17 protein-coding genes and 1 tRNA gene are annotated in these 22,914 nt (G+C 67.6%); 13 read left to right on the forward strand and 5 right to left on the reverse strand.

The annotated features are described in order from the left end of the window. Window positions 1–33 precede the first annotated feature (33 nt). The 8 genes from A33M_RS10160 to A33M_RS10190 all read left to right on the forward strand — a co-directional run bounded on the left by A33M_RS10160 (window position 34) and on the right by A33M_RS10190 (window position 11,856). A complete protein-coding gene (locus A33M_RS10160) occupies window positions 34–1,569 on the forward strand; it encodes a type I restriction-modification system subunit M (protein ID WP_008386543.1) in 1,536 nt (511 codons plus the stop codon). Continuing rightward, the gene (locus A33M_RS22895; RefSeq protein WP_008386557.1) at window positions 1,566–2,759 is read left to right on the forward strand and encodes a restriction endonuclease subunit S; all 1,194 of its coding nucleotides are present in this window, start codon (window positions 1,566–1,568) and stop codon (window positions 2,757–2,759) included. The genes A33M_RS10160 and A33M_RS22895 overlap by 4 nt, the downstream gene beginning before the upstream one ends. A gap of 183 nt (window positions 2,760–2,942) precedes the next feature. Further along, window positions 2,943–3,242 (forward strand): BrnT family toxin, encoded by a 300-nt coding sequence (locus tag A33M_RS10165; RefSeq protein ID WP_008386559.1) that lies wholly within the window; start codon window positions 2,943–2,945, stop codon window positions 3,240–3,242. Beyond that, window positions 3,239–3,439 (forward strand): hypothetical protein, encoded by a 201-nt coding sequence (locus A33M_RS10170; RefSeq protein WP_008386561.1) that lies wholly within the window; start codon window positions 3,239–3,241, stop codon window positions 3,437–3,439. The genes A33M_RS10165 and A33M_RS10170 overlap by 4 nt, the downstream gene beginning before the upstream one ends. Window positions 3,440–3,452: 13 nt before the next feature. Further along, window positions 3,453–6,917 (forward strand): DEAD/DEAH box helicase family protein, encoded by a 3,465-nt coding sequence (locus A33M_RS10175; protein ID WP_008386563.1) that lies wholly within the window; start codon window positions 3,453–3,455, stop codon window positions 6,915–6,917. Between the two features lie 524 nt (window positions 6,918–7,441). Beyond that, on the forward strand, window positions 7,442–8,131 hold the full coding sequence (locus A33M_RS10180) for a hypothetical protein (RefSeq protein WP_008386566.1): 690 nt from the start codon (window positions 7,442–7,444) through the stop codon (window positions 8,129–8,131). A 536-nt stretch (window positions 8,132–8,667) separates the two neighbouring features. Beyond that, window positions 8,668–10,593: a hypothetical protein gene (locus tag A33M_RS10185; RefSeq protein WP_040620061.1), complete on the forward strand. Its 1,926-nt coding sequence runs from the start codon at window positions 8,668–8,670 to the stop codon at window positions 10,591–10,593. A 627-nt stretch (window positions 10,594–11,220) separates the two neighbouring features. Further along, the gene (locus A33M_RS10190) at window positions 11,221–11,856 is read left to right on the forward strand and encodes a recombinase family protein (RefSeq protein WP_040620062.1); all 636 of its coding nucleotides are present in this window, start codon (window positions 11,221–11,223) and stop codon (window positions 11,854–11,856) included. Between the two features lie 137 nt (window positions 11,857–11,993). Here the strand turns inward: A33M_RS10190 and A33M_RS10195 are convergent, their stop codons facing one another. Further along, the gene (locus A33M_RS10195; protein ID WP_202801846.1) at window positions 11,994–13,142 is read right to left on the reverse strand and encodes a nuclease; all 1,149 of its coding nucleotides are present in this window, start codon (window positions 13,140–13,142) and stop codon (window positions 11,994–11,996) included. Window positions 13,143–13,473: 331 nt separating this feature from the next. On the opposite strand from A33M_RS10195, the gene A33M_RS22900 reads away from it, so the two are divergent. Next, complete coding sequence (locus tag A33M_RS22900; protein WP_083850404.1) at window positions 13,474–15,711, forward strand: toll/interleukin-1 receptor domain-containing protein; 2,238 nt, start codon at window positions 13,474–13,476, stop codon at window positions 15,709–15,711. Window positions 15,712–15,768: 57 nt separating this feature from the next. Continuing rightward, window positions 15,769–16,176 (forward strand): hypothetical protein, encoded by a 408-nt coding sequence (locus tag A33M_RS10205; RefSeq protein ID WP_157223412.1) that lies wholly within the window; start codon window positions 15,769–15,771, stop codon window positions 16,174–16,176. Between the two features lie 539 nt (window positions 16,177–16,715). Here the strand turns inward: A33M_RS10205 and A33M_RS10210 are convergent. The 4 genes from A33M_RS10210 to A33M_RS10225 form a co-directional block, all read right to left on the reverse strand. Continuing rightward, window positions 16,716–16,789, reverse strand: a tRNA-Gln gene (locus A33M_RS10210). Window positions 16,790–17,116: 327 nt separating this feature from the next. Then, a complete protein-coding gene (locus A33M_RS10215; protein WP_008386575.1) occupies window positions 17,117–17,848 on the reverse strand; it encodes an SDR family NAD(P)-dependent oxidoreductase in 732 nt (243 codons plus the stop codon). A gap of 134 nt (window positions 17,849–17,982) precedes the next feature. Continuing rightward, on the reverse strand, window positions 17,983–18,351 hold the full coding sequence (locus tag A33M_RS23850; RefSeq protein ID WP_008386576.1) for a phasin family protein: 369 nt from the start codon (window positions 18,349–18,351) through the stop codon (window positions 17,983–17,985). 166 nt (window positions 18,352–18,517) lie between these two features. Further along, window positions 18,518–18,838 (reverse strand): hypothetical protein, encoded by a 321-nt coding sequence (locus A33M_RS10225; protein WP_008386579.1) that lies wholly within the window; start codon window positions 18,836–18,838, stop codon window positions 18,518–18,520. 446 nt (window positions 18,839–19,284) lie between these two features. On the opposite strand from A33M_RS10225, the gene A33M_RS10230 reads away from it, so the two are divergent. From A33M_RS10230 to A33M_RS24885, 3 genes are all read left to right on the forward strand, one after another. Then, window positions 19,285–19,503, forward strand: coding sequence for a hypothetical protein (locus tag A33M_RS10230; protein ID WP_008386580.1), 219 nt, complete (start codon window positions 19,285–19,287; stop codon window positions 19,501–19,503). Window positions 19,504–19,804: 301 nt separating this feature from the next. Continuing rightward, on the forward strand, window positions 19,805–20,707 hold the full coding sequence (locus A33M_RS10235) for an ROK family protein (RefSeq protein ID WP_008386582.1): 903 nt from the start codon (window positions 19,805–19,807) through the stop codon (window positions 20,705–20,707). Between the two features lie 298 nt (window positions 20,708–21,005). Continuing rightward, window positions 21,006–22,914: methyl-accepting chemotaxis protein (locus A33M_RS24885; RefSeq protein ID WP_040620066.1), on the forward strand; the 1,909-nt coding region annotated here is incomplete at its 3' end.

Here is a 22,914-nt window from a genome sequence, read left to right on the forward strand (position 1 = left end):
GCGGATCCGGCTGCCGGGGGCGAGGAGACGGGCATGCTCACGGGCGATTTGCGCAACAAGATCGACCTGATCTGGAACGATTTTTGGACGGGCGGGCTGTCGAACCCGCTCCAAGTCATCGAGCAGCTCACCACCCTGATGTTCATCAAGGGCCTCGACGAGGAGCAGACCCGCGAGGAACGGAAGGCCAACACGCTCGGCACGCCCGCCCGGCGCATCTTCCCGAGCGGCAAGGACAAGGCCGGCGAGCCCTACGAAAACCTCCGCTGGTCGAAGTTCAAGCACTTCGAGCCGCGCGACATGTTCCGGGTGGTCGACGAGCACGTCTTCCCGTTCATCCGCGAGCTGAACGGCGACGGCACCGCCTATGCCAAGCACATGCGGGACGCCCGGCTACAAATCCCCGGCCCCGCGCTGCTCGCCAAGGTGGTCGACAAGCTCGACGCGCTGGAGATGGGCGACCGCGACACCCGCGGCGACGTCTACGAGTACATGCTCGCAAAGATCGCCTCGGCCGGCCAGAACGGGCAGTTCCGTACGCCGCGGCACATCATCGCGACGATGGTCGAGCTGGTGCGGCCGACCCCGGACGACACGCTGTGCGATCCCGCCTGCGGCACCTGCGGCTTCCTGGTCGCAGCCGGCGAATATTTGCGGCAAAACCACCGTGAGCTGTTCCGCAGCGAGCGGCGCAAGGCGCACTTCAACGAGACGCTGTTCAACGGCTTCGACTTCGACCCGACGATGCTGCGCATCGGCGCCATGAACATGGCCCTGCACGGCGTCGAGAGCGCGAACATCGCCTATCGCGACAGCCTCGCCCAGGACCACGCCGAGGACGCCGGCCGCTACACGCTGGTGCTCGCCAATCCGCCGTTCGCCGGCTCGCTGGATTACGAGACCACCGCCAAGGAGCTGCTGCGCACCGTCAAGACCAAGAAGACCGAGCTTCTCTTCCTGGCCCTCTTCCTGCGGCTCCTGAAGGTCGGCGGCCGCGCCGCGGTGATCGTGCCGGACGGCGTGCTGTTCGGCTCGTCGAAGGCCCACAAGGACATCCGCAAGCTCCTTGTCGAGGAGAACAAGCTTGAGGCGGTGATCAAGCTGCCGTCGGGCGTGTTCCGCCCCTATGCCGGCGTCTCGACCGCCATCCTGGTGTTCACCCGCACCGGCGTCGGCGGCACCGATGCCGTGTGGTTCTACGACGTGCGGGCCGACGGCTGGTCGCTCGACGACAAGCGCCAGCCGCTGCTGGCGGACGAAAAGCTCGGGCCGACGCCAAAAGCCGAGCTGGACGAGGCCGACGCGGCCAAGAACGATCTACCAGATCTCGTGATGCGCTGGGAGGAGCGCGACGGCGCCGAGCGCGAGCGCCCCCGCACCGCGCAGAGCTTTTGCGTGCCCAAGGCCGACATCGCCGCGGCGGGATACGACCTCTCGCTCAACCGCTATCGCGAGATCGAGCACGAGGAGGTTTTGCACGAGAGCCCGGCGGCGATCTTGGCCGATCTTCGCCGGATCGAGGCGGAGATTTCGGAGGGAATGACGCGGCTCGAGGAGATGCTGGGGTGAGTGTCGTCGCCCGCTCGTGCCCGACCGTCTCCCCGCCTGTTGGCATGCGACCACTGGGAGAGGTGATCGAATTCCGAAATGACATCGTTCATCCCAAGGATCGCCCTCACGGACCGGCGACCTTTGTCGGCCTGGAGCACATCGAGCGTGACACCGGCATCAGGATCGGATCGGAGCAGATACGCCTCGAAGATATGACCGGCCGGCGGGCGAGATTCTGTCGCGGCGACATCGTGTATGGCTACCTTCGCCCCTATTTGAACAAAGTTTGGATCGCCGAGTTCGATGGCTTGTGTTCGGTCGATCAGTACGTATTCAAAGTCCGCTCAATCGCCGATCGCAATTACGTCGCATATTTTCTGAGAAGCGACCAGTTTCTCAAGACGGCTCCTATCGGGATCTCGCCAGGCCAACTGCCAAGGATCAGGTCCGGCGAGATCGTCGAAACGCTCATTCCCCTCCCGCCTCTCGATGAGCAGCGGCGGATTGCGACGATCCTCGACCAAGCCGACGACCTGCGGCGGAAGCGGCGGCAGGCGCTGGAATATCTAACGCTCTTGCCGCAAGCTTTCTTCACTAACATGTTTGGGGACTGGTCGCGACCAGGCTTCAATGGTCGCTTATTCGAACTGGGCGAAAGGATCGATTTTCTAACTAGCGGATCGAGGGGCTGGGCTGAATTTTATCGAGAGACAGGCGACCTCTTTATTCGCATACAAAACGTTAAACATGATGAGTTGGACCTGGGTGACGTTGCCTTCGTTAATCCTCCGCCAACGGCCGAAGCGCGCCGTACAAGGGTTCAACCAGGTGATGTTTTACTCAGCATCACGGCCGACCTCGGAAGAACGGCCGTTATTCCAACTGGTATTGGAGATGCGTACATCAATCAACATCTTTCAATCATCAGGTCTTCGAGGCTTGAGCCGCGTTATTTGTCGGCAGCGTTGGCTAGCCGTGCCGGCCAAGCTATAATACAGCGAAAAAATCGCGAGGGTGTGAAAGCTGGATTGAACTTCGACGACATCCGAACACTGAGGGTTCCCGATGTGCCCCTCGACCTCCAACGTGCCTTTGCGGCTCGCGTCGCCGAGATCGATGCGCTGAAAGCAAAGCACCGCGCCCACTTGGCAAAACTCGACGCGCTGTTCGCCTCCCTTCAGCATCGCGCATTCCGAGGAGAGCTGTGATGCCCTCTCCCGGCCTCATGGTGAGGAGCGGCCACCCGGGCCCGCGCATCGCGCGGCCCGAGTGTAAACTCCGGCCGCGTGTCGAACCATGGGGCCGCCCCGGCCCTTCGAGTCTCGGCCTTCGGCCCAGCGCCTCGGGACGAGGGCGGATCGAAGCTGCGGACGCGTGGGGAGCGCACTGACATGCCCCTCCTGTTCGACTGGGACCCGGCGAAAGCGGCGAGCAACCTCGTCAAGCACGGCGTCGCCTTCGACGAGGCCATGACGGTCTTCCGCGATCCGCTGGCGCTGTCGGTGCTCGACCCGGACAGCGCCGACGAGGAACGCTGGATCACGCTCGGCTCCGCCGCGACTGGAAATCTGCTTCTGGTTGTGCACACTTGGGCCGACATCGGTCGGCATCGCACCGTGGTCCGCATCATATCGGCGCGACGGCCGACCCGTAACGAGGCGCAGCGCTATCGCGAGGAACCTCCGACATGAGAGACGAGTACGATTTCTCGAAAGCCGAGCGCGGCAAATTCTTCCGGCCCGGCGCCGAGGTGATCCCGCCGGTGCATCTCGACCCCGAGGTGCTGGCCTTCCTCGCCGCCCGCGCCGAAGCCCGCGGGATTTCGCTGAGCGAGCTGGTCAACACGCTCCTGAAGAAAGACATCGAGCTGATCGAGGCGGCCGAGTAGACGCGCACCCGCGATGTCCCAGTTCGCTTTCCTGCAAGCCGAATTTCCCGAAATCTTTGCCCACGCCTCGCGGGCCGAGAGCTTGGTGCATGGCGACCCGCGCAGCGCGGCCTTCTACGGTCGCCTCGCTTTGGAGACCGCGGTCGGCTGGCTCTATCGGCACGACGGCAGCCTGAAGCATCCGTTCGAGCGGACGCTGGCGGCGCTGATCGCCGAGCCGACCTTTCAAACGCTGGTCGGGCGCACGCTCGCCGTCAAGGCGCGGTTCGTGAAGGACACCGGCAACGCCGCCGCCCACGGCAAGCCGGTCTCCCCCGGACAGGCCGCGACGGCGGTGCGCGAGCTTTTTCACGTCGCCTACTGGCTCGCCCGCACCTATGCCCGCGGCGAGAAGCCCGCGGCCGATGTGACGTTCTCCATGGAGGCGCTGCCGCGGCTCACCGAGGTGCCGGCGACGACGCTCGCCCGGCTCCAGGAGATCGGTCGCCGCTTCAAGGAGACGATCGAGGCGCGGGACGAGGCCGAGGCCGCCCGCCGAGCCAGCGAGGACGGCCGTGCGGCGCTCGAAGCCGAGCTGGCCGCGGTGCGGGCCGAGATCGCCGCCACCAAGGCCGCCAACCAGGCGATCCCCGACACCCACGACTACAGCGAGGCCGAGACCCGCGACCTCTTCATCGACCTCCTGCTGCGCGAGGCCGGGTTCGACCCGCAAGCGCCCGGCTGCACCGAGGTCCCGGTCACCGGGATGCCGAACGGCACCGGCCAGGGTTTCGTCGACTACGTGCTGCGCGGCGACGACGGCAAGCCGCTGGCGCTCGTCGAGGCCAAGCGCACCCGCAAGGACCCGGCCGTCGGCCGGCAGCAGGCAAAGCTCTACGCCGACTGCCTGGAGGCGCAGCACGGTCAGCGGCCAGTGATCTTCTACACCAACGGCTACGAGCACTGGATGTGGGACGACACCCGCTATCCGCCGCGGCCGATCCAGGGTTTTCTCGCAAAGGACGAGCTGGCGCTGCTGATCCAGCGGCGAAGCACCCGAAAGCCGCTCGCCCCCGAGGACATCGACCGCGCCATCGTCGAGCGCCCCTATCAGCACCGCGCCATCCGCCGCATCACCGAGGCGTTCGAGCGGGACAAGCAGCGCAAGGCCCTGGTCGTGATGGCGACCGGGGCCGGCAAGACCCGCACCGTGATCGCTCTGTGCGACCTCCTGATGCGGGCCAACTGGGTGAAGCGGACGCTCTTCCTCGCCGACCGCACCGCGCTGGTGAAGCAGGCCGCCAACGCCTTCAAGGCGCATCTGCCGGGCGCCGCGACCGTGAACCTCTTGGAGGACAAGCGCCAGGAGGGCCGGGTCTATGTCTCGACCTACCCGACGATGATGGGGCTGATCGACGAGACGGACGTCGGCGGGCGCCGCTTCGGTGTCGGCCATTTCGACCTCGTGGTGATCGACGAGGCGCACCGCTCGGTCTATCGGAAATACCGGGCGATTTTCGAGTATTTCGACAGCCTGCTGGTCGGCCTCACGGCGACGCCGAAGGACGAGGTCGACCGCGACACCTACCGCCTGTTCGATCTGCAGACCGGAGTCCCGACCGACGCCTACGGGCTCGACGAGGCGGTCGAGGACGGCTTTCTCGTGCCGCCCCGCGCCGTCTCGCTGACCACCGACTTCCTCGACCGCGGCATCCGCTACGATCAGCTCACCGACGACGAGAAGGAGGCGTGGGACGCGCTCGAATGGAGCGACGACGGCACCGTGCCGGGGGCCGTGGAGGCGCCGGCGATCAACAAGTGGCTGTTCAACGCCGACACGGTCGACCGCGTGCTGCAGCACCTGATGGAGAACGGGCAGAAGGTCGCGGACGGCGACCGGCTCGGCAAGACCATCGTCTTCGCCAAGAACCACGACCATGCGGAGTTCATCGCTAGGCGGTTCGACGTCGCCTATCCGCACCTCGCCGGGCGGTTCGCGCGAGTGATCGACTTTCAGGTCAATTATGCCCAGTCGTTGATCGATGCCTTCTCCGATCCCGACAAGGACCCGCACATCGCCATCTCGGTCGACATGCTCGACACCGGCATCGACGTGCCGGAGGTGGTCAATCTGGTGTTCTTCAAGCCGGTGCGCTCGAAGACCAAGTTCTGGCAGATGATCGGGCGCGGCACACGTCTCTGCCCGAACCTGTTCGGACCGGGCTCGCACAAGGAGTTCTTCTACGTCTTCGACTGGTGCCGCAACTTCGAGTTCTTCGACCAGAACCCGCAGACGACGGAGGGCTCGGGCGGCGAGAGCCTCGGCAAACGCTTGTTCACGGCCCGCGTCGACATCGTCGCGACACTGGACGGAGCCCGGCCGGCGCACGGCACCGGTGGCGCCGACTGCACTTACACGCAGGTGGAGACGCCGGTACTCCATGCCGGCGAGCCGGGATCCGAGGTGGATCGGGCGGCCGAGGTCGAGGCCCTGCGAGATGCCCTCGCGGTCGATCTCCGCGCGGAAGTTTCGGGCATGAGCCTCGACAACTTCCTGGTCCGGCCGAAGCGCCGCTTCGTCGAGAAGTACAGAACCGAGGCGCCGTGGCAGCGGATCGACGCCGATGCTCGCCAGGAGCTGGTCGAGCACGTCGCCGGGCTGCCGTCGGCGGTGACGGACGACGACCTCGCGGCGAAGCAGTTCGACCTTCTGGTCTTCCGTGCCGAGCTGGCGCTACTGCGGGTCGAGGCTTCGTTTCAGCGGTTGCGGAAGCAGATCACCGACACCGCCGCGTCGCTCGAGCTGCTCGCCAACGTGCCGATGGTGGCGGCCGAGATGGCGCTGATCCACGAGGTGCAGACGGACGCGTTCTGGCAGGACGTCACCCTGCCCATGCTGGAGACCGTCCGCCGACGTCTCCGCGCTCTCGTGAAGCTGATCGAGCCCGGCAAGCGGCCGCTCGTCTACTCCGATTTCGAGGACCGGACCGGCACCGCGACCGAGATCACGGTCGCCGGGATCTCGGTCGGCACCGATCTCGCCGCGTTCCGCCGAAAGGCCCGGGTATTCCTGAAACCGTTCGAGAACCACCTCGCCATCCTGAAGCTCAGGCGCAACGAGCCGTTGACGCCCACCGATCTCGTCGAGCTGGAACGCATCTTCACCGAGGCGGGCGTCGACGAGGAGTCGATCGACCGGCTGAAGACCGACGGAGGGCTCGGCCGCTTCGTGCGCTCGCTGATCGGGCTCGATCGCGAGGCGGCGAAACTCGCCTTCGCCGAGTTCCTGGATGGCCGCAATCCGACGGCCAACCAGCTGGAGTTCGTCGGCCTGGTCATCGACCACCTGACCGAGCGCGGCGTGATGGACCCGAAGCTCCTTTACGAGACCCCGTTCACGGACTTCGACACCAATGGCGTGGAGGGCGTTTTCCCCGAGCCGGATGTTCGCCGCTTGGTTCAAATCCTGCGAGACGTCGAGGCCCGGACGGCAGCATGATCAGGAGAATGCTGTGGCCAACTCCCGTTGTTGGCGAAGCAACATTTGCACCCGATTGGCACCACCCGCGCATATTGTCACCATTTTCGGCGGTAAATACCTGAGTTCGTTAGCTTCGCACGAGACACTTTGTCTCTTGGCAAAAGGTATTGATTTTTCGGTATTTTTCTGTTGACGCAATGCCGAACATGTAGGATTGTCTCGCCATCGCGTTACCCAATCCTCGGGTCTGACGAGCCCCTGTAAAAAGCTCGCCACTCACCATAGCCAGAACCAGCGGCCTCGGGGCCGCATTCCCGATCATGGGCCGACCAAAGCCCGTGAGCGGATTGGGCATGGTAAGGCCGCCGTCCCCATAAAGCCTTCCCGTCCAGTAGAACGGCCCCATCGCACTGGTTTCCGGCAGCGACGATTAGTGTCGTCGCACAGGCCCTGAACGGGAGCCTGACCAAGCCTCGTTCACCAACGGCACTGCCACACGCCGATGCCTTCGATCCGATCTCGTCGGCGACTTGGAGAAAGACTTGAACACGACCACCAACAACATCAACGACACGACGAAGAACGCGACCCCGACCGAAACTCGCGGATTGGGCCTGACCGAGCAGCTCGTCGAGGCGCGATGCTGGGCGCTCGGCGAGCAATACCGCCGCCTCCCGATCTGTGATGCGGAAAGTGCACTGCTCGAAAAAGAAGACTCCTTCATCATCGTGCTGGGCTACGGCTTCATCGCGCATAAAGCGAAGGAGCAGCTCGACCGCATTTTTAACGAGCGTCGATGGACGGACGAGGGGTCGCTCGACCACGTCGACCTGATGACGACGCTCGCGAAAGGATACGACTTACTGCTCCGGGGCGACGAAGAATGGTCCGATCAAGTCGAGGAAACCGGAACTCAGCCGGACGCCGATGTGGACCAGTTCCTCGCCTTCTTGGCCGATGTCCATGCGACTTCCTCGGACGGCCGGACGACAATCTGGGCCTACGCCTTCTCACAAGGCTTCGATCCGCAGTCTGCGAAACACATCGCGGACGGCATCTCGACCCTTGATGTGGTGGCCGATGCAATCGCGACGGAGATGGGCGTCGTGGGAGAATGGAAGACCGTTCCCGAGCCCCTTCGCGATCTCGTCACGAGCGCCCAGATCTCCAGCTACCCCGAGGTGGTGTATGAGCGGGTGCTGCTGAAGCGTGCGCGATCGGTCGCGAACTGATCGGCAGTCTGGCGGTGGGGCGCATTGCGCTCCATCGCCTCGCCGGCGCGGGCAGCAGATCAAGCTTCTGCGCGAGCCAAGCGATTGAGTTGCGGTATAGCCCAAGGGAGCCCTTTCCCGACATCACCGCCGCGCCTCCGCGGCACTCGGGCGGCCTGTACTAAGGTTGCACACCAGCCCTAAGGAACCCCGCTTGAGCGCCCGTCATCCGCGATGGCGACGAGCCTCAGCTTGCCCTTCAGGAGCCGCGGCGAAGGTGCGTTCTGACGCTCGCCGCACGACGCCTCTCATCTTGATCCCCTTCCCCTGGGCGAACCGGCCATGGACACCGGCGGTCTGCCGAGTGCCGCGGGTTCACCGTGACGGCTCGTCCAGGGGCACAACTCGGAAATGCAACGCAGAGACTTTTCGACCTCATCCTCGGGCTGGGCGCCCGCCTGCTTCGCCCACTTCTCCCACGGCATCACCGCACTGCTCGTCGCGGATGTCGTGATGATCTACCTGCCGGCCACCCTGAGTGCCTTCGGGGGCCCGGTATGACGGCGGCCCTGCATACGATCGCCGCCGCCCCGGTGCTCCCGTCCCGCGTGCCCTTGAACGCCATCAGCTCGTCCTCGTCAGTCGCGACGGCTGACCACCTGTACTCCGACGCGCTGACGCTGCCTGCCGTCCGGCGAACGCGCGAACTGCTGACCGGTTTCGGCTCGACCGTCTCCGCCGAGCATGCGGAGGCCCTGAACCGGATGATCGGCGGCTTCACCAGGCTGGCGAGCGGCGAGCTGTCCGGCCGCCACGCCTACGGCCTGCCGTGCGGCTGCGGCAAGACCGTCGCGGTGCGGGCGTGGTGCGGAACGCTGATCCGCGCCGGCCTGCCGTACAGCGTGATGATCACCGCGAGCCGCATCGACGAGCTGGACGACATCTACAGGCAGTTGATCGCCGAGGGCGTTCCGCCCGACGCGGTCGGCCTGATCCACAGCGAGCCGGCCGGGCACCGCTTCACGCCCCCGACCACCGACAACCAGCGGCGCCAGATCCTCATCGTCACCCACATGCGCCTGAAGAAGGGCGGCGGGCTCGACCACGACGAGCTGCTCTACCGCGGACGGTCGCGAGACGTGGTCCTCTGGGATGAGGCATGCATCATCTCGTCCTCTCGCGGCATCGGCTTCGAGAGCCTCGCCGGAGCGATCGGTTGGGTGGAGAACGTCGCCGCGGCTGGAGAACCGGACGCGCCCCTGGCACGGCTCGCTCGATGGGCGACGCGATGCTGGAGCGTGATCCAGCGCGAGAGGCGGGCGCAGCGGGACGACCCGCGACGCAAGCCAGAGCTGCTGAGCCTGCCCGCACTGACCGAGCGGCAGGCGGCCGAGTTCCGGGTGGCGTTGTTGCCGCCCCGCGACCTGCTCGACCCGCTCGAGGTGCTGATCGAGATCCACGCCGAGCAGCTTCGGCTTCTCGGCACGGGCCAGGGCGGCGGCGGGGTGCTGACCTACACGATCTCGGTGCCTCCCACGCTGCGCCACGTCGCAATCCTCGACGCCTCGGCCCCCATCCGCGAGCTGGTGAAGGAGGACCCGACCATTGCGGTCGATCCGTGGTTCGCCGGCCGCGCCATCAAGCGGTACTCCCGCGTCACCATCCGCCACTGGAGGATGAGCGGAGGGCGTCAGAGGATGGAGGCGGCGTTCGGCGGCCGCCGCGAGGATCGCGTGGTCTCGAAGGAGATCGCCGCGCGGGTGCTCGCCCTCGGCCCCGACGAGGCGGTGCTGTTCTTCACCCACAAGAAGCGCGGCAAGATCGACATGGCGGAGGTGCTGAAGGGCGACCTGCGGGCCGCCGGCATCGACCTCGACGCCACCGTGCCGGACCCCGCCGACCCGGAGAAGCGGCTTCCGCGGTTCTGCTGGCTCACCCACGGCCGGGAGACGGCGAGCAACCGCTACAAGCACTGCTCGCACGTCTTCTTCGTCGGCACCACGCATCTGCCCGACGTGGCGGCGGCCGGCCAGCTCGTCGGCCAGCGCGACGACCTTCTCAGCCCGCTCCCGCACAGCCGGATCGCCGACATCCAGGCGTCCGAGAAGGCGAACAACATCTACCAGGGCCTGCACCGGGCGGCGTGCCGGGACACGGTCGACGGGGAAGCCAAGGCGACCACCGTCCACGTCATCCTCTGGGACGCCAAGCCGGTCGCCCTCGCCGCCTCGCTGATGCCGGGGTGCCGGATCGAGCCGTGGCGGACGGAGGCCGAGGCGGAGGAGACCAGGACGGAGGCGGCCGCGGAAGCCATCCTGGCGTTCCTCGGCGGGCTTCCGGAGGGCACCGGGAAGGTCTCGATCAAGGCCGTGAAGGCGGCGTACGGCGTCGCAGTGGGGCACAAGATCTGGTGCATCGCCCGAGATCGGGCCTGCAGCCGAGCCGGATGGAAGGTCGCCGGCCGCTCGCTGATCCGAGGATAACGGCACCCGGCCTAAGGTCTATATAGACGAGGTGCCTTTATCGGCAGGTCGGTACGCCCAGCCATCCCCGCCGGGCCTCGGCTTTTTGCCCCCTCCTTACTCCGCATCATTCCCGAAGCCCCGTTCAGCGGCTTCATCCGCCATCGGCGAGGGACGAGCATGGGGGGTGGGGCCGGCCACGGCATAGTCGATCGAAATTTCTGAAGCCCGGCCTCGATGGGCATCGAGGGTCCGATCCCCCCGTGCCCCGGTCTTCCGTCAACGCATCGTGCAGCCGGACGAAGGCCGACGACGGGGCGGGCTCGGCGCCGAGATAGGCCACCGCGGTCTGGCGGAGAGGCCCAGAGCGTCAACCGGACGACCGATCCGGCATCCGCCTCCACCGACCTCCGTCCAGCCGTCGCCCAGCCTCGCCTTCGTGGTGGTGGGACAGCGGGTCGCCCTCGACCTCCACGCCGTCCCGCGCATCGAGCCGCGTCCGCCCCTGTTCCGAAATCCCCCAACGAGGCCGCCCTAAAAACTCGTGCAATGACAAGGGCCATCCCCGGCCGAAACAGATGTTCGATAGACACTTGATTTCGGAACATACGAGGCGCATGGTGCCGGCGGTTCCGACGAGGGAGGGGGATGGTCGTGAGTGCGAAGCGAGCCACCGCGCCGAAGCGTGTCGCGCTGTATCTGCGCGTCAGCACCACAGAGCAGACCACCGACAACCAGCGCCGAGAGCTGGAGGCGGTCGCGGAGCGGGCCGGCTGGGAGGTCGTCGCGGTGTTCACCGACGAGGGCCTGTCGGGTGCCAAGGGGCGCGACATGCGGCCGGGCCTCGACGCCCTGATGAAGGCCGTGACCCGCCGCGAGGTGGACATGGTCGCCGCGTGGTCGGTCGACCGCCTCGGCCGCAGCCTCACCGACCTGCTCGACCTCCTCCAGGAGATGCGGTCGAAGAACGTGGACCTGTTCCTGCATCAGCAGGGCCTCGACACGTCCACGCCCTCCGGCCGCGCCATGTACCAGATGCTCGGGGTGTTCGCCGAGTTCGAGCGGGCGATGATCCGCGAGCGGGTGATGGCGGGGCTGGCCAGAGCCAAGGCGCAGGGCACCAAGCTCGGCCGCAAGCGGATCGAGGACACCGACGCGAAGAAGGTCGATGCCATCCGGGCGCTGCGGGCCGAGGGCAAGGGCATTCGGGCGATTGCCGGGAAGCTCGGGGTGGGTGTCGGGACCGTGATGCGGGTGCTCGGCGAGCCGAACGCGGTGGCATAGCCGCAACCACGACAGAGACCGGGCGTCCGCAACCCCCATAGACCAGCGAAGGGCGGAAAGCCTGCGCGTCACCGATCTTCGATCGCGCAGGGGAGGAGATGGCACGGGCGTGAGGAGCGCATTGCCCTCTGGGGCTCCTACGCTCCTTTCGACCAGTTCGGAAAAAGCTCCTTCAGGCGCTCGACCGTATGGCGCCACTTCGGCGTCTTCGGTGCGCAAACGGTGTTCTGGTTCCCGAACATGCCGGCCTCGTTCACCGCCTCCGACAAAGGCCGCGTTTCGGCCCAGTCGATCGCGACGAACATCTCGCGCCGGTCGGCATCGTCGAGAGACATCCGGTGGTAGTCGGCGCGGGCCAGAACCTCCAACGCGGGGCGTTCCACGCCATCCTCGCCGACCACCGTGAACTCGTTGGCCGGCGTGGCGCTCTTGCGGACACGTCCGACGCCGACAAAACCGTAGCCGGGCGCCTTCACCCATACGAGATCGCCCGGCGTGAGCAGTCTCAGCGTGCCGCTGTACCAAGCGCCACCGCCAGCGGAGATGAAGCCGTAGCGCCGAGCGTCCTCCCAGTCACGGTTCTCCCCTTGCCCGAAGCAGGCGTAGTATTCTCCGTTCCACGGCTCCGAGCTTGTGAGGCTCCCACCGGCAGCGGCCGCGATCTGCGCCTCGACCGGATCGCGCAGCCAGGCGCGGCTCAACAAGAGGCCGGGTTCGGTGTCGAACACCTGGAAGCACAGCACGTTGATCGGAATGTCCCGGCTGTTCAGGTAGCCGACGATCCGCTCGCTCGCGGCGTCGAGTTCTGATGCGACGATCACGATCTGATGGCTCTGGTTCAGAAGCTCCGGGTCGAGGGGCTGACCGAAGCGCTGGGCGAACGCCTCGTCGAGGGATCGCCCCTTGGCGAACCGCGTGTAGATGCGGGCGATGTCGTCGGCGTGGAGATGCTCGGCCCAGCTCGCGTAATCGAGCGCCTGCGCCACGACCTCACGCGGGGTTCTGCCGCGTTTCAGCTCGACCAGAATGAGCGTCCCGTCGGGTGCCAGCGCGAGCAGATCGATCCGTCCCCCGAAACCGGTGTCTTCCTGCCGGCCAACGATCATCCACTCCCGCGAGAGTATTTCCGGCGCGGCGACGATCATGTCCTCCAACAGCAATTCGCTCGGGAGGCTCGCCTCGCGAAGGGCGCGGGGCTCGCTTCCGACGCGCCAAAGGCTGTGCTGAATGGGCATCGAATGTCCTTCTTCGCCGAATACGCCACTGGCGTGTGTTGCGATCGGCATTCTATCAGAGTCGTGCGGACGATGATGCACCGGGCTCCGCCGCTCGGGTCGACGACAAGCCGAACGGGCTCACCCGATGCATGGCATCAGGAACGAGCCGGTGGACCCCGAGGTGTCGCCGGCGAGCCGGGAAGGGAGGCGGCAGGGCGGGCACGGCCCGTGTTGATCCGCCCCTCTCGATCAGTGTTTTTGGCGGCTCGGTGCCAGCCGAGGGCGGGCTCAGCCGATGCTGGCCGACGAACAATCGTCGGCTGTTCTCTGCCACGCACGGTTGCCGTCCGTAGCTCTCCGGCCGTAGTCTCGTGCTCGGGCATCTCGGCGCGGGGCGCGGGTGGCAAAAGTCTTCATCAGCTACACCGGGGTCGATCGTGCGTGGGCGCACTGGATCGGGGTGACGCTGCGCGACAACGGCCACGTTCCGTTCGTTCACGAGTGGGAGGTCGGAGCGGGCCAGAACGTGCCGCGCTGGATGGAGCAGCGGATCAGGGAGGCCGATCACCTTCTCGGCGTGTTCTCGAACGCCTATGCCCGAGGCGTCTACTCGAATGCCGAGCGCTGGGCCGCCTACTGGCAGGACCCGGAGGGCCGTGACGGGTTTCTGGTGCCGGTCGAGGTCGAGACCGTCACCGACTGGCCACCGCTCGCCAGGCCGCTGAACCGGCTGTCGCTGGTCGGGAAGACCGAGGGCGAGGCGGAGGAGGCGCTGCTCGCGTTTCTCGAGCCGCCGGCACCACCGGCCACACGGCCGCCGTTCCCCGGCGCGGCTCCGTCTGCGACGAGCACTGCGCCGGCCGCCGGAGGCAACGGATCGGGGACACCCTCTTCGTTCATCGACCGCAGCGAGCCTCTTCCGGCGGCCCGCCCGACGCTGCCGAGCGCCGAAAGCTCGGCCGGAGCAAGCGGCGGAGGAGGTGGAGGTCGCTCGAAGCCGCCCGGCGAGGTTCCCTCCGGGGCGGACGAAGTTCCAGACCCAAGCGACCGCGATGCCTTCGAGGCGTGGCTTCGATCGAAGCCCGGAAGTTGTTCGGTCGTGATCGCGGCCCGTGCGGCTCTACGAGCGCTGCCTTTCGTCAGATGGCGTAAACTGACAGAAAACGACGCTGCAACCATCGCGTTGCCGATCTTTCGTGCGACCGCGGTTTCGCGATTTGCCTCGGTGTACACAAATCACAAAACCGCCAACGCTGCCGACAACGCCGCCGTCGATATGAGTATCGCCGCCGAAATCACCGACATTGACCTCGACGCTGTCAGAGCCGAGGCTGCCGCTAAAGCCGCTGCCAGATTCGCCGCATACGCTGTCGCCAGAGCCGGCGACGCAAAAGCCGCCGCCACTGCCGCCGTCTACGCTGGTGACGCTACCGGCTTCGCCGCAACCGCCGCCACTCGAGCGGATGCTCGGCAGTTGAGCAGGGGTGTACCTCCCGCGCAACTAGCGCGAGTGCCGCTGTGGCCCACAGAAACCGACGGGATTCCGTCAGCACTCACTGAACGACGGAACGAATTGGCGGCCGACCTCGGACGTCTCGGTAGCCACTGGCGCGTCTGGCTGAACTGGTACGACGAGATCCTTGCCGGCTCGCCGCCGTCGCCGGAACGGAGCGAGGCATGGGACGCGGCCTTCACCGACGTGAACGAGCCGCTGCCGTGGGACGACGGACCCGAGGCCGTGAACCTCGCGATCCAGGCGCGGCTCGATGCGCTGAGCGTGGAAGAAGCGTCGGCCGAGATCCCGGATCAGACTGCGGCGCCAGTCCGTGTCGAGGAGCGAGGCGGCAAGGTCGCTTCCGTCCGTGATCGCGACAGTCCGCTCCGCGCGAGCGAACGCGACTTCGAGGCGTGGCGGGAGCCGGTCGTCGAGCACATCCAGGAACTGGCGTCCGGCGACTTCGCCGAAGGCACCAACCACAGCCGCATCCGTGATCGGCTCGTGAGCCTGGGGCGACTCTTGCCGGGCGACATCGCCGACGTGAAGGAGCGCCAGTTCCGCATCGGCTACGAGATCGAGCGCTTCGAGCGCCTGATCGCGGCCTACCGCTCCGGCGGGGACGACATGCCGGCGATGAACGCGGCGAGCCTGGAGGACCTGGAGGCGCTGCGCATCGCGTTGTCCATGGGCGTCGACAAGCTCGAACGCTGGGGCGAGTTCCGGCGGCTCGCCGCCGCCGACCCGAAGCGCGAGGGTGAGGCGGACCGCGAGGCCGTGGGCGAAGCGATGGACGAGATGGCGGCCGACATGGAGCGGAAGCCGGCCTATTTCGATCCAGAGCTTCCGGCGTCGTTCCGCTTCCTCGCCGAAGCGGTGAAGGACCCGCTGGGCGCCACCAAGACCATCGTCTACGGCGCCGTGAAGAGCGTCGAGAACCTTTTCAGCTTCCTCGGAAGAAGGGCGCTCGGGCTCGGGCGAAAGGTGTTCGACGAAGCCGAGAAGCCGATCCCGAAGGCCGTCGCTGCGTCTCTCCTGCTTGGGCTTGCCGATGCCGCGCTGAAGCTGTCTGAGGCACTCCCCCAGGGCTGGGCATGGCTCGAGCCGCTGCTCGCAAGCCTCGCCCGATCGAGCGGGCTTTGATCTTCTCTGGCAAATGCGGGCGTCGTGCCGCGGCCCCGATCACACAGGCGATCAGCAATGGCCGAACCAAAGGATCCCGCGCGACAAAGAAGGGCCGATCAGGGTGTGAAGGCGCCCATGAGAAGCCCGGCGCGTTCGGGGGCGGCTGATCGCAAGGACGATCGGGGATGCGAAGTCCCACCGCCATTGCCGAAAGACGATCTGCACAAGCTGCTGTTCGCACATTCTCCCGAGGCTGCGCGAGAAATCCAGGACTACGTCGAGTGGCAATGCCGGGGGGAAGAGAAGGTGCTGCATGTGGAGAAGGTGGCGAGCGAGCGGGTGCTCGGCCGTGAGCACGCAGTCTGGGACGTTCACACCGACAAGGAACGATGGTGGGTCGTGACCAACCCGACCAACCTCTACTCACAGACGCTCATGCCGAGCCTCGACTACACGCTCTCGTTCCACATCGGGTCGAGCTGACGCCGGCCAACGAGACGCCCAAGAATGCCGACTTCCCGGCCTGGAACGAGCTGATCGGCAACGCAGTCGCGCCAGGACACTCCGCCGAGTATGTCCGCGCGTACCTGAAGACGACCGCAGAACGAGCTTGGCGACTGGTGAACTGGCTGACACACGCCTCCAGCGCCACGCGTGACGACGCCCGGATTGCCGTCGGTGCCACCGCCCACGTCGTCGACAACTACGCCCTCGGCACCCTCGAGCGAAAGGCGAAGGCCCCCGAGCGCTGCGGGCGCTGCAACTCGTACAGGATCTCCGTCAGGTGGCGTCCCGAGGTCGGCCGACACGGAACCTACGTTTCTTTTTTGCGAAGCCTGCGGAGCCGAGAAGCTGCCGGCAAAGCAGCGCCATCGAGCGAGGCGAAGCTGAGGGCGTGACCGTAGGCGACCCGTGCTCCGCCGGGGTGCCCCCCAGCCTGCGATCGACGTGTACTAACGGCGTGCACTAAGAGATGTATTCCGCATCGCCTAAGTTATTGATTTTCAAGGCCGATAGGTCACTGGCTGGGGGACGAGGATTCGAACCTCGACTAACGGAGTCAGAGTCCGCTGTTCTACCGTTAAACTATCCCCCAACGAGGCGGGTCGCGATGCGGCCGTCTCGGGACCGGCCGGCGGGCGAGTTCGGCGGCTCGGGGCCGCCGCGCCGCGGCGCGGTGTCGCTCATATAATCGGGAAGTCCGCGTCGGTCTACCCCCTGTTCGCGGGCTGCGCACTGCCTCGATCATGGCGGTCCCGCACGCCGCAGCACGGGCGCCGCCGGCCGCCGAGCCGAGCCGCGCGCCGGGCTGCACGCCTGGCGAGACGCATCCGATTCGGCCGTGCCCGATTCGCCTGCGCCCGTGCGGTCGGACGCTCGCGTCGAGACCCGCTCGCGTCGAGACCGGCCCGCGGCGTTGGCGTCACCCCTGCGCGGTGCCGCCGTCGACGAAGAACTCGATACCGGTGACGTAGCTCGCCTCGTCCGACAGCAGGAAGAGCGCGGCGCGGGCGACCTCCTCCGGCCGGGCCATCCGGCCGAGCGGCACGCTTTCGGCGATTCGCGCCTTCACGGCGTCGGGCGTGCCGGCGAAGGCGGCGGTGTCGGTCGGGCCGGGACTGACCACGTTGACCCGGATGCCGCGCCCCTTCAGCTCGCCGGCGAGCGTGCGGGCGAACGAGCGCAACGCCGCCTTGGCCGCCCCGTAGAGGCCGAATCCGGGCTGTCCGCGCACCGAGGCGATCGAGCCGGTGATCAGGATCGCGCCGCCGTCGGTGAGCAGCGGCAGCGCCTTCTGGATCGTCAGCAGCGTGCCCACCACGTTGACGCGAAAGCTGCGGTCGATCTGCTCGCGGGTCGCCTCGGCGAGCGGCACCACGTCGATCGCCGCGGCGTTCGCCCAGACGAGATCGAGCCGGCCCGCCTCGCGGGCGACGGTCGCGAACAGGCGGTCGAGATCGGCGGGATCGCCGGCATCGCCCGCGACCGGCAGCGCGTTCGGGCCGATCGCCGCGGCGGCCTCGGCCAAACGGTCGGCCCGCCGGCCGGTGAGGAAGACCCGCGCGCCTTCGGCGGCCAGCTGCGCCGCGCCGGCCCGGCCGATCCCCTCGCTCGCCCCGGTGATCACCGCGACCTTGCCGTCGAATCGCCCCATGTCGCCCCCTCCGGCCGCCTGCACCGAAACCGCGGTCCGGTTCCGAGATACCGCGCCGCACGGATACCGTGCCGCACGCCGGTGCGACCGATCAACGGGAAATTCCGGGTCCGTTCGGGAAACCCGACCGGCGTTCAGCCGATCAGCGGCGGAAACGCCAGCCGGGCGATATCGGCCATCTGCCCCACCGCGGTCTGGCCGAGGGCGCCGGCCTGCTCGAGCAGCGTGTGGGTCTGCGCCCGCACGAAGGTGGCGTGCAGCGCGACCAGCTCGCCGGTGTCGGCCGCCTGGGCCACGCCTTGCGCGAAGTCGAGCATGGCGGCGAGATTCCGCTCGGCGAAGGTCAGCGCCTGCTGGCCGAGCACGACGCCGCCGAGCGCCGGCGTGAAGGCGACGCCGCGCTGCACGAGGTCGAGCCAAGTGCTCAGGCCGCCGTGCAGGGCGGCGAGGCCGGCTGCGGCCGACCGCTGTGTCTCACCCATGCGGAACGCCAGCGATTCCATGGCCCCCTCCCTTGGCTGGCGCGACGTGGGGTGTCGAGCCGAACACTCAGTATGAACACGGAGGCACCGAGACCGCCAAAGGAATCCGACGCTCGAGCGTGAGGCGCTTCCGCGCAGGCGGCCGAGCCCGATCGGCGGTGGCCGCGCGGCGGGCGGCCGGCGGCGATCAGCCGAGCGGAGCGGCCGCGCCGTCGCCCAGCCAAACATTCGATTCGACCGGCGGGTGCTCCTCGGTGCGCCAGGCGGCGCCGCGCCAGTCGACGTCGGAAAGGCCGGCGATCACGTCGGCCACCGCCTCGTGCGGCACCGGATGCGCGGGCCCGCGAATCTCCGGGCCGGTCGGACCTCCCATCGCCCACACCGCGACGAACACGGCGCCGTCGGTGGTCGAGGGCGCGAGGATGAGCGCATGGACCCGCGATTCCACCAGCGTGGAGGCGATCAGGCACTCCCCGGCCGATGGCAGCGAGACGTCGAGAGCCTCCACGAAACCTCCTCTCGTGCGATCGCGATCGGAGGCGACGGTGCGCCGCAACATGCCGCCGCGCCATACGGGCCGGTGCGGAATTGACAGCCGCGGACCGGTGCCCGGCGGTGCGCGCGAATCTTTTCGCGAATGCAGCGACCAGCGGTCACGGGGGCCGCGGGCGAACCGAAAGGCGCCGACGGCGTTGTCTTTCGGGTTTCGCCACGACCGGCATGCGCCGGTGCGAGCCGGTTCTGCTCGTCGATGGCGCACCGAGGCGAAAGATCGCTGCCGCAATCGTCGGGCCACGAGGTGGGCTCGACGAGGGGCGGCGACCTCGACCGCCTCGCCGACCGATGGCCGCCACCGCGGCCGCGAAACCCTCGGCGACATCGCCGCGACACCGGGCCGCGCGGCGGCCCGTCCGCGTCACCCGATCTCCGAGTCACCCGATCGAGGAGCAATCCATGTACAAGATCTACACCGCGCCGGAAGGCGTCGAGAGCATCTCGCCGATGGAGAAGCAGAACATGCTCTTCAAGGGCGTCGACACGATGGACGAGGCGATCGGCTGGGCCTCGCACATGAGCCGCACCGGGCACTCGGTGCTGCTGATCGAAGGCGACGACGGCACCAAGCTCGACAAGAGCGAGATCGCCGACGCGCTGCGGCGCTACAAGATCTGATCGCACACGAACGAGGCGGCGCCGGCTTCGCCCGACCGCCGGTGCCGCTCTCCCGAGATCGAGGCGCCAAACCCTGCCCTCGTGCGCGGGGACGGGGCGGGTCATCCGTTGCGCTTTTCCTCCCGACGGCGCATCTCCTGACGAGCTTTTGCCCGCGGGCGCCCGTTTTCCGGACGCCTTCCTCGGGGCGGTGGCTTTTCCGGGGCGCGGCTCGTCCGGTGAGCGGAGCCGCCACCGGCGAGCCCGTCACGACGAGCCCGCGAGCAGGAGACCGCCAAGAGGGGTTCGCGAGGAGGAGACCGTGCGGATCGGCATCGATCTCGGCGGCACCAAGATCGAAGGCATCGCGCTCGCACCGGACGGCGCCGAGCGGTGGCGCAAGCGCGTGCCGACGCCGGCCGGCGATTACGACGCGACGCTGCGCACCATCGCCGCGCTGGTCGCCGCGGCCGAGGGCGCGACCGGCGAGGCCGGCACGGTCGGCATCGCCACCCCCGGCGCGATCTCGCCCGCCACCGGCCTCCTGAAAAACTCCAACAGCGTGGTGCTGAACGGCCGCCCGCTCGACCGCGACCTCGAGCAGATTCTGGTGCGCCCGGTGCGGCTCGACAACGACGCGACGTGCTTTGCGGTGTCGGAAGCGACCGACGGCGCGGCCGCCGGCGCGCGAGCGGTGTTCGGCGTGATTCTCGGAACCGGCGTCGGCGGCGGCATCGTGGTCGACGGCCGGCCGCTGTCCGGCCACAACCGGATCGCCGGCGAATGGGGCCACGTGCCGCTGCCCTGGCCGCGCGACGAGGAGCGCCCCGGCCCGCCCTGCTATTGCGGCAAGCACGGCTGCCTTGAGACGTTTCTCTCCGGCCCGGGCCTCGCGCGCGAGTTCCAGCGCGTCACCGGGCGCCCGGCGGTGGCGAGCGCGATCGCCGCGGCCGCCGCGGCCGGCGACACCGCAGCGAAGCTGGTGCTCGACGCCCATGTCGATCGCCTCGCGCGCGGGCTCGCGCTCGTGATCACGATCCTCGATCCCGACGTGATCGTGCTCGGCGGCGGCCTGTCGAACATCGAGGCGCTGTACGGCGCGCTGCCGCCGCTGGTCGAACGCTACGCCTTCTCGGACCGTATCACGACACCGATCGTGAAGAACCGGCACGGCGACTCGAGCGGCGTGCGCGGCGCCGCCTGGCTGTGGCCGCCCGCGCATTGATCGTCGACGGTCGACCGAGCACGACGTCGACACATCGAAACGTGCGCAAGTGTCGAACCGCTCGCGCAGCACGCATCGTTCCATCAGACTCGCTCGATCGGCCTAGGTACTCTCCCCGAGGGCTCCCGTTACCGTTCGTGCGCCGTTCAGAAGATTTCCTTTACGGATCTCATCACAATCATTTCGACATCGATCGCCACCGCGCTCCGGCGACCTTCCGCTCGTCTTTCGAGTCGATGTCCACCCGATCGATCCCGCCGGAGCTCGACCCGCGCAGAACGAGTCCGAGGCTCAGCACATGAGAATGCCCTCCGCCGTCGCCAAATCCATCCAGGCGAAGATCGCCTCCCTCGCGGGCATCTGTCTGGTCGGCACCGCCGGTGTCCTGGTCGGCTACGGCGTGCTGTCGTCGTCCTGGAACAACAGCTTCGTCGACGACACCGTGTCGTCGCTGATGAACAAGACCGGTCGCGAGTCCCTGCAGTTCGTCGCCAGCCGCGAGGCGCGCGCGGTGCAGCAGGAGTTCACCTCCGCGCTGGTCGCGGCGCGCACCATGGCGCAGACGTTCGGCGTGCTCGCGGCGGAGGGAGGCGAGGCGACGCCGGTCGCCGCGCGGCGCGACCAGATCAACAAGATCCTGCTCGACGTGCTGAAGAGAAATCCCACGCTCAACGGCACCTACTCGGCCTGGGAGCCGGGAGCGCTCGACGGCCGCGACCGTCAGTTCGAGAACCGCCGCGACGTCGGCTCCGACGACACCGGCCGCTTCCTGCCCTACTGGACACGCGCCGAGGACGGCAAGATCGCGCTGCAACCGCTCGTCGAGTACGACAGCCGCGCGCTGCATCCGAACGGCGTGATGAAGGGCGGCTGGTACATCAGCCTGCAGGAAGGCGCCGAGGAGAGCGTGCTCGGCCCCCTGCCCTACATCGTGCAGGGCAAGAGCGTCTATCTCGCCACCCTCTCGGTCCCGGTGAAGATCGACGGAAAGTTCCGCGGCCTCGCCGGCACCGACTTCAATCTCGACTTCGTGCAGAAGCTCGCCGGCGCCGTCGACCAGAAGCTGTACGGCGGCAAGGGCGAGGTGGCGATCCTCAGCGACATGGGCTTGGTGGTCGCCCACAGCCAGCACCCCGACCTGATCGGCAAGCCGATGTCGACCTTCGACAAGGGATGGCAGGCCGACCTCGAGCACATCAAGAAGGGCACCGAGACGGTCGAGCTCGACAAGCAGGCGAAGATGTTCCGCGCGTTCGCGCCGATCACCCTCGGCCGAACCGGCAAGCCGTGGTCGGTGCTGATCCAGGTGCCGCAGGACGTGGTGCTCGCCGAGGCGAACGCCTTGTCGGCGAACCTCGCCGCCCGCGCCGGCTCGTCGACGCTGTGGCAGCTCGTGGTCGGCCTCGCGGTCGCGGTCGGTGCGATCGTGCTGATCTGGTTCGCCGCCCGCACCATCGCCCTGCCGATCCGCAAGAGCGCGGCGTTCGCCGCGGCGATCGCCGAGGGCGATTTCGGCCGCCAGCTCGACGTCGACCAGAAGGACGAGGTCGGCACGCTCGCGACCACGCTGAGCAAGATGCGCGACGACCTCCAGCACATGATCGCGCAGCGCGCCGAGACTCAGGCGCGGGCCGAGGCGGAGCGCCGCCGCGGCATGCTGGAGCTCGCCGACGGCTTCGAGGCGGCGGTCGGCGAGATCGTCGAGACGGTGTCGTCCGCCGCGACCGAGCTCGAGGCCTCCGCCGGCACCCTCACCCGCACCGCCGAGGTGACGCAGCGGCTCTCCAACACCGTCGCGGCCGCTTCCGAGCTCGCTTCCACCAACGTGCAGAGCGTCGCCTCCGCTACCAACGAGATGACCTCCTCGGTGCAGGAGATCAGCCGCCAAGTGCAGGAGTCGAGCCGGATCGCCGGCGAGGCCGTCAAGCAGGCGGAGAAGACCGACGGCCGCATCACCGAGCTGTCGCAAGCCGCCGCCCGCATCGGCGACGTCGTGCAGCTGATCACGGCGATCGCCGAGCAGACCAACTTGCTGGCCTTGAATGCGACCATCGAAGCCGCGCGCGCAGGCGAGGCCGGCAAGGGATTCGCGGTGGTCGCGCAGGAGGTGAAAGCCTTGGCGGCGCAGACCGGAAAAGCCACCGGCGAGATCTCGGCGCAGATCGCCGGCATGCAGACGGCGACCCAGGAGTCGGTCGGCGCGATCA

This window comes from Rhodovulum sp. PH10, from assembly GCF_000293785.1.
Classification (GTDB): Bacteria; Pseudomonadota; Alphaproteobacteria; order Rhizobiales; family Xanthobacteraceae; genus Rhodoplanes.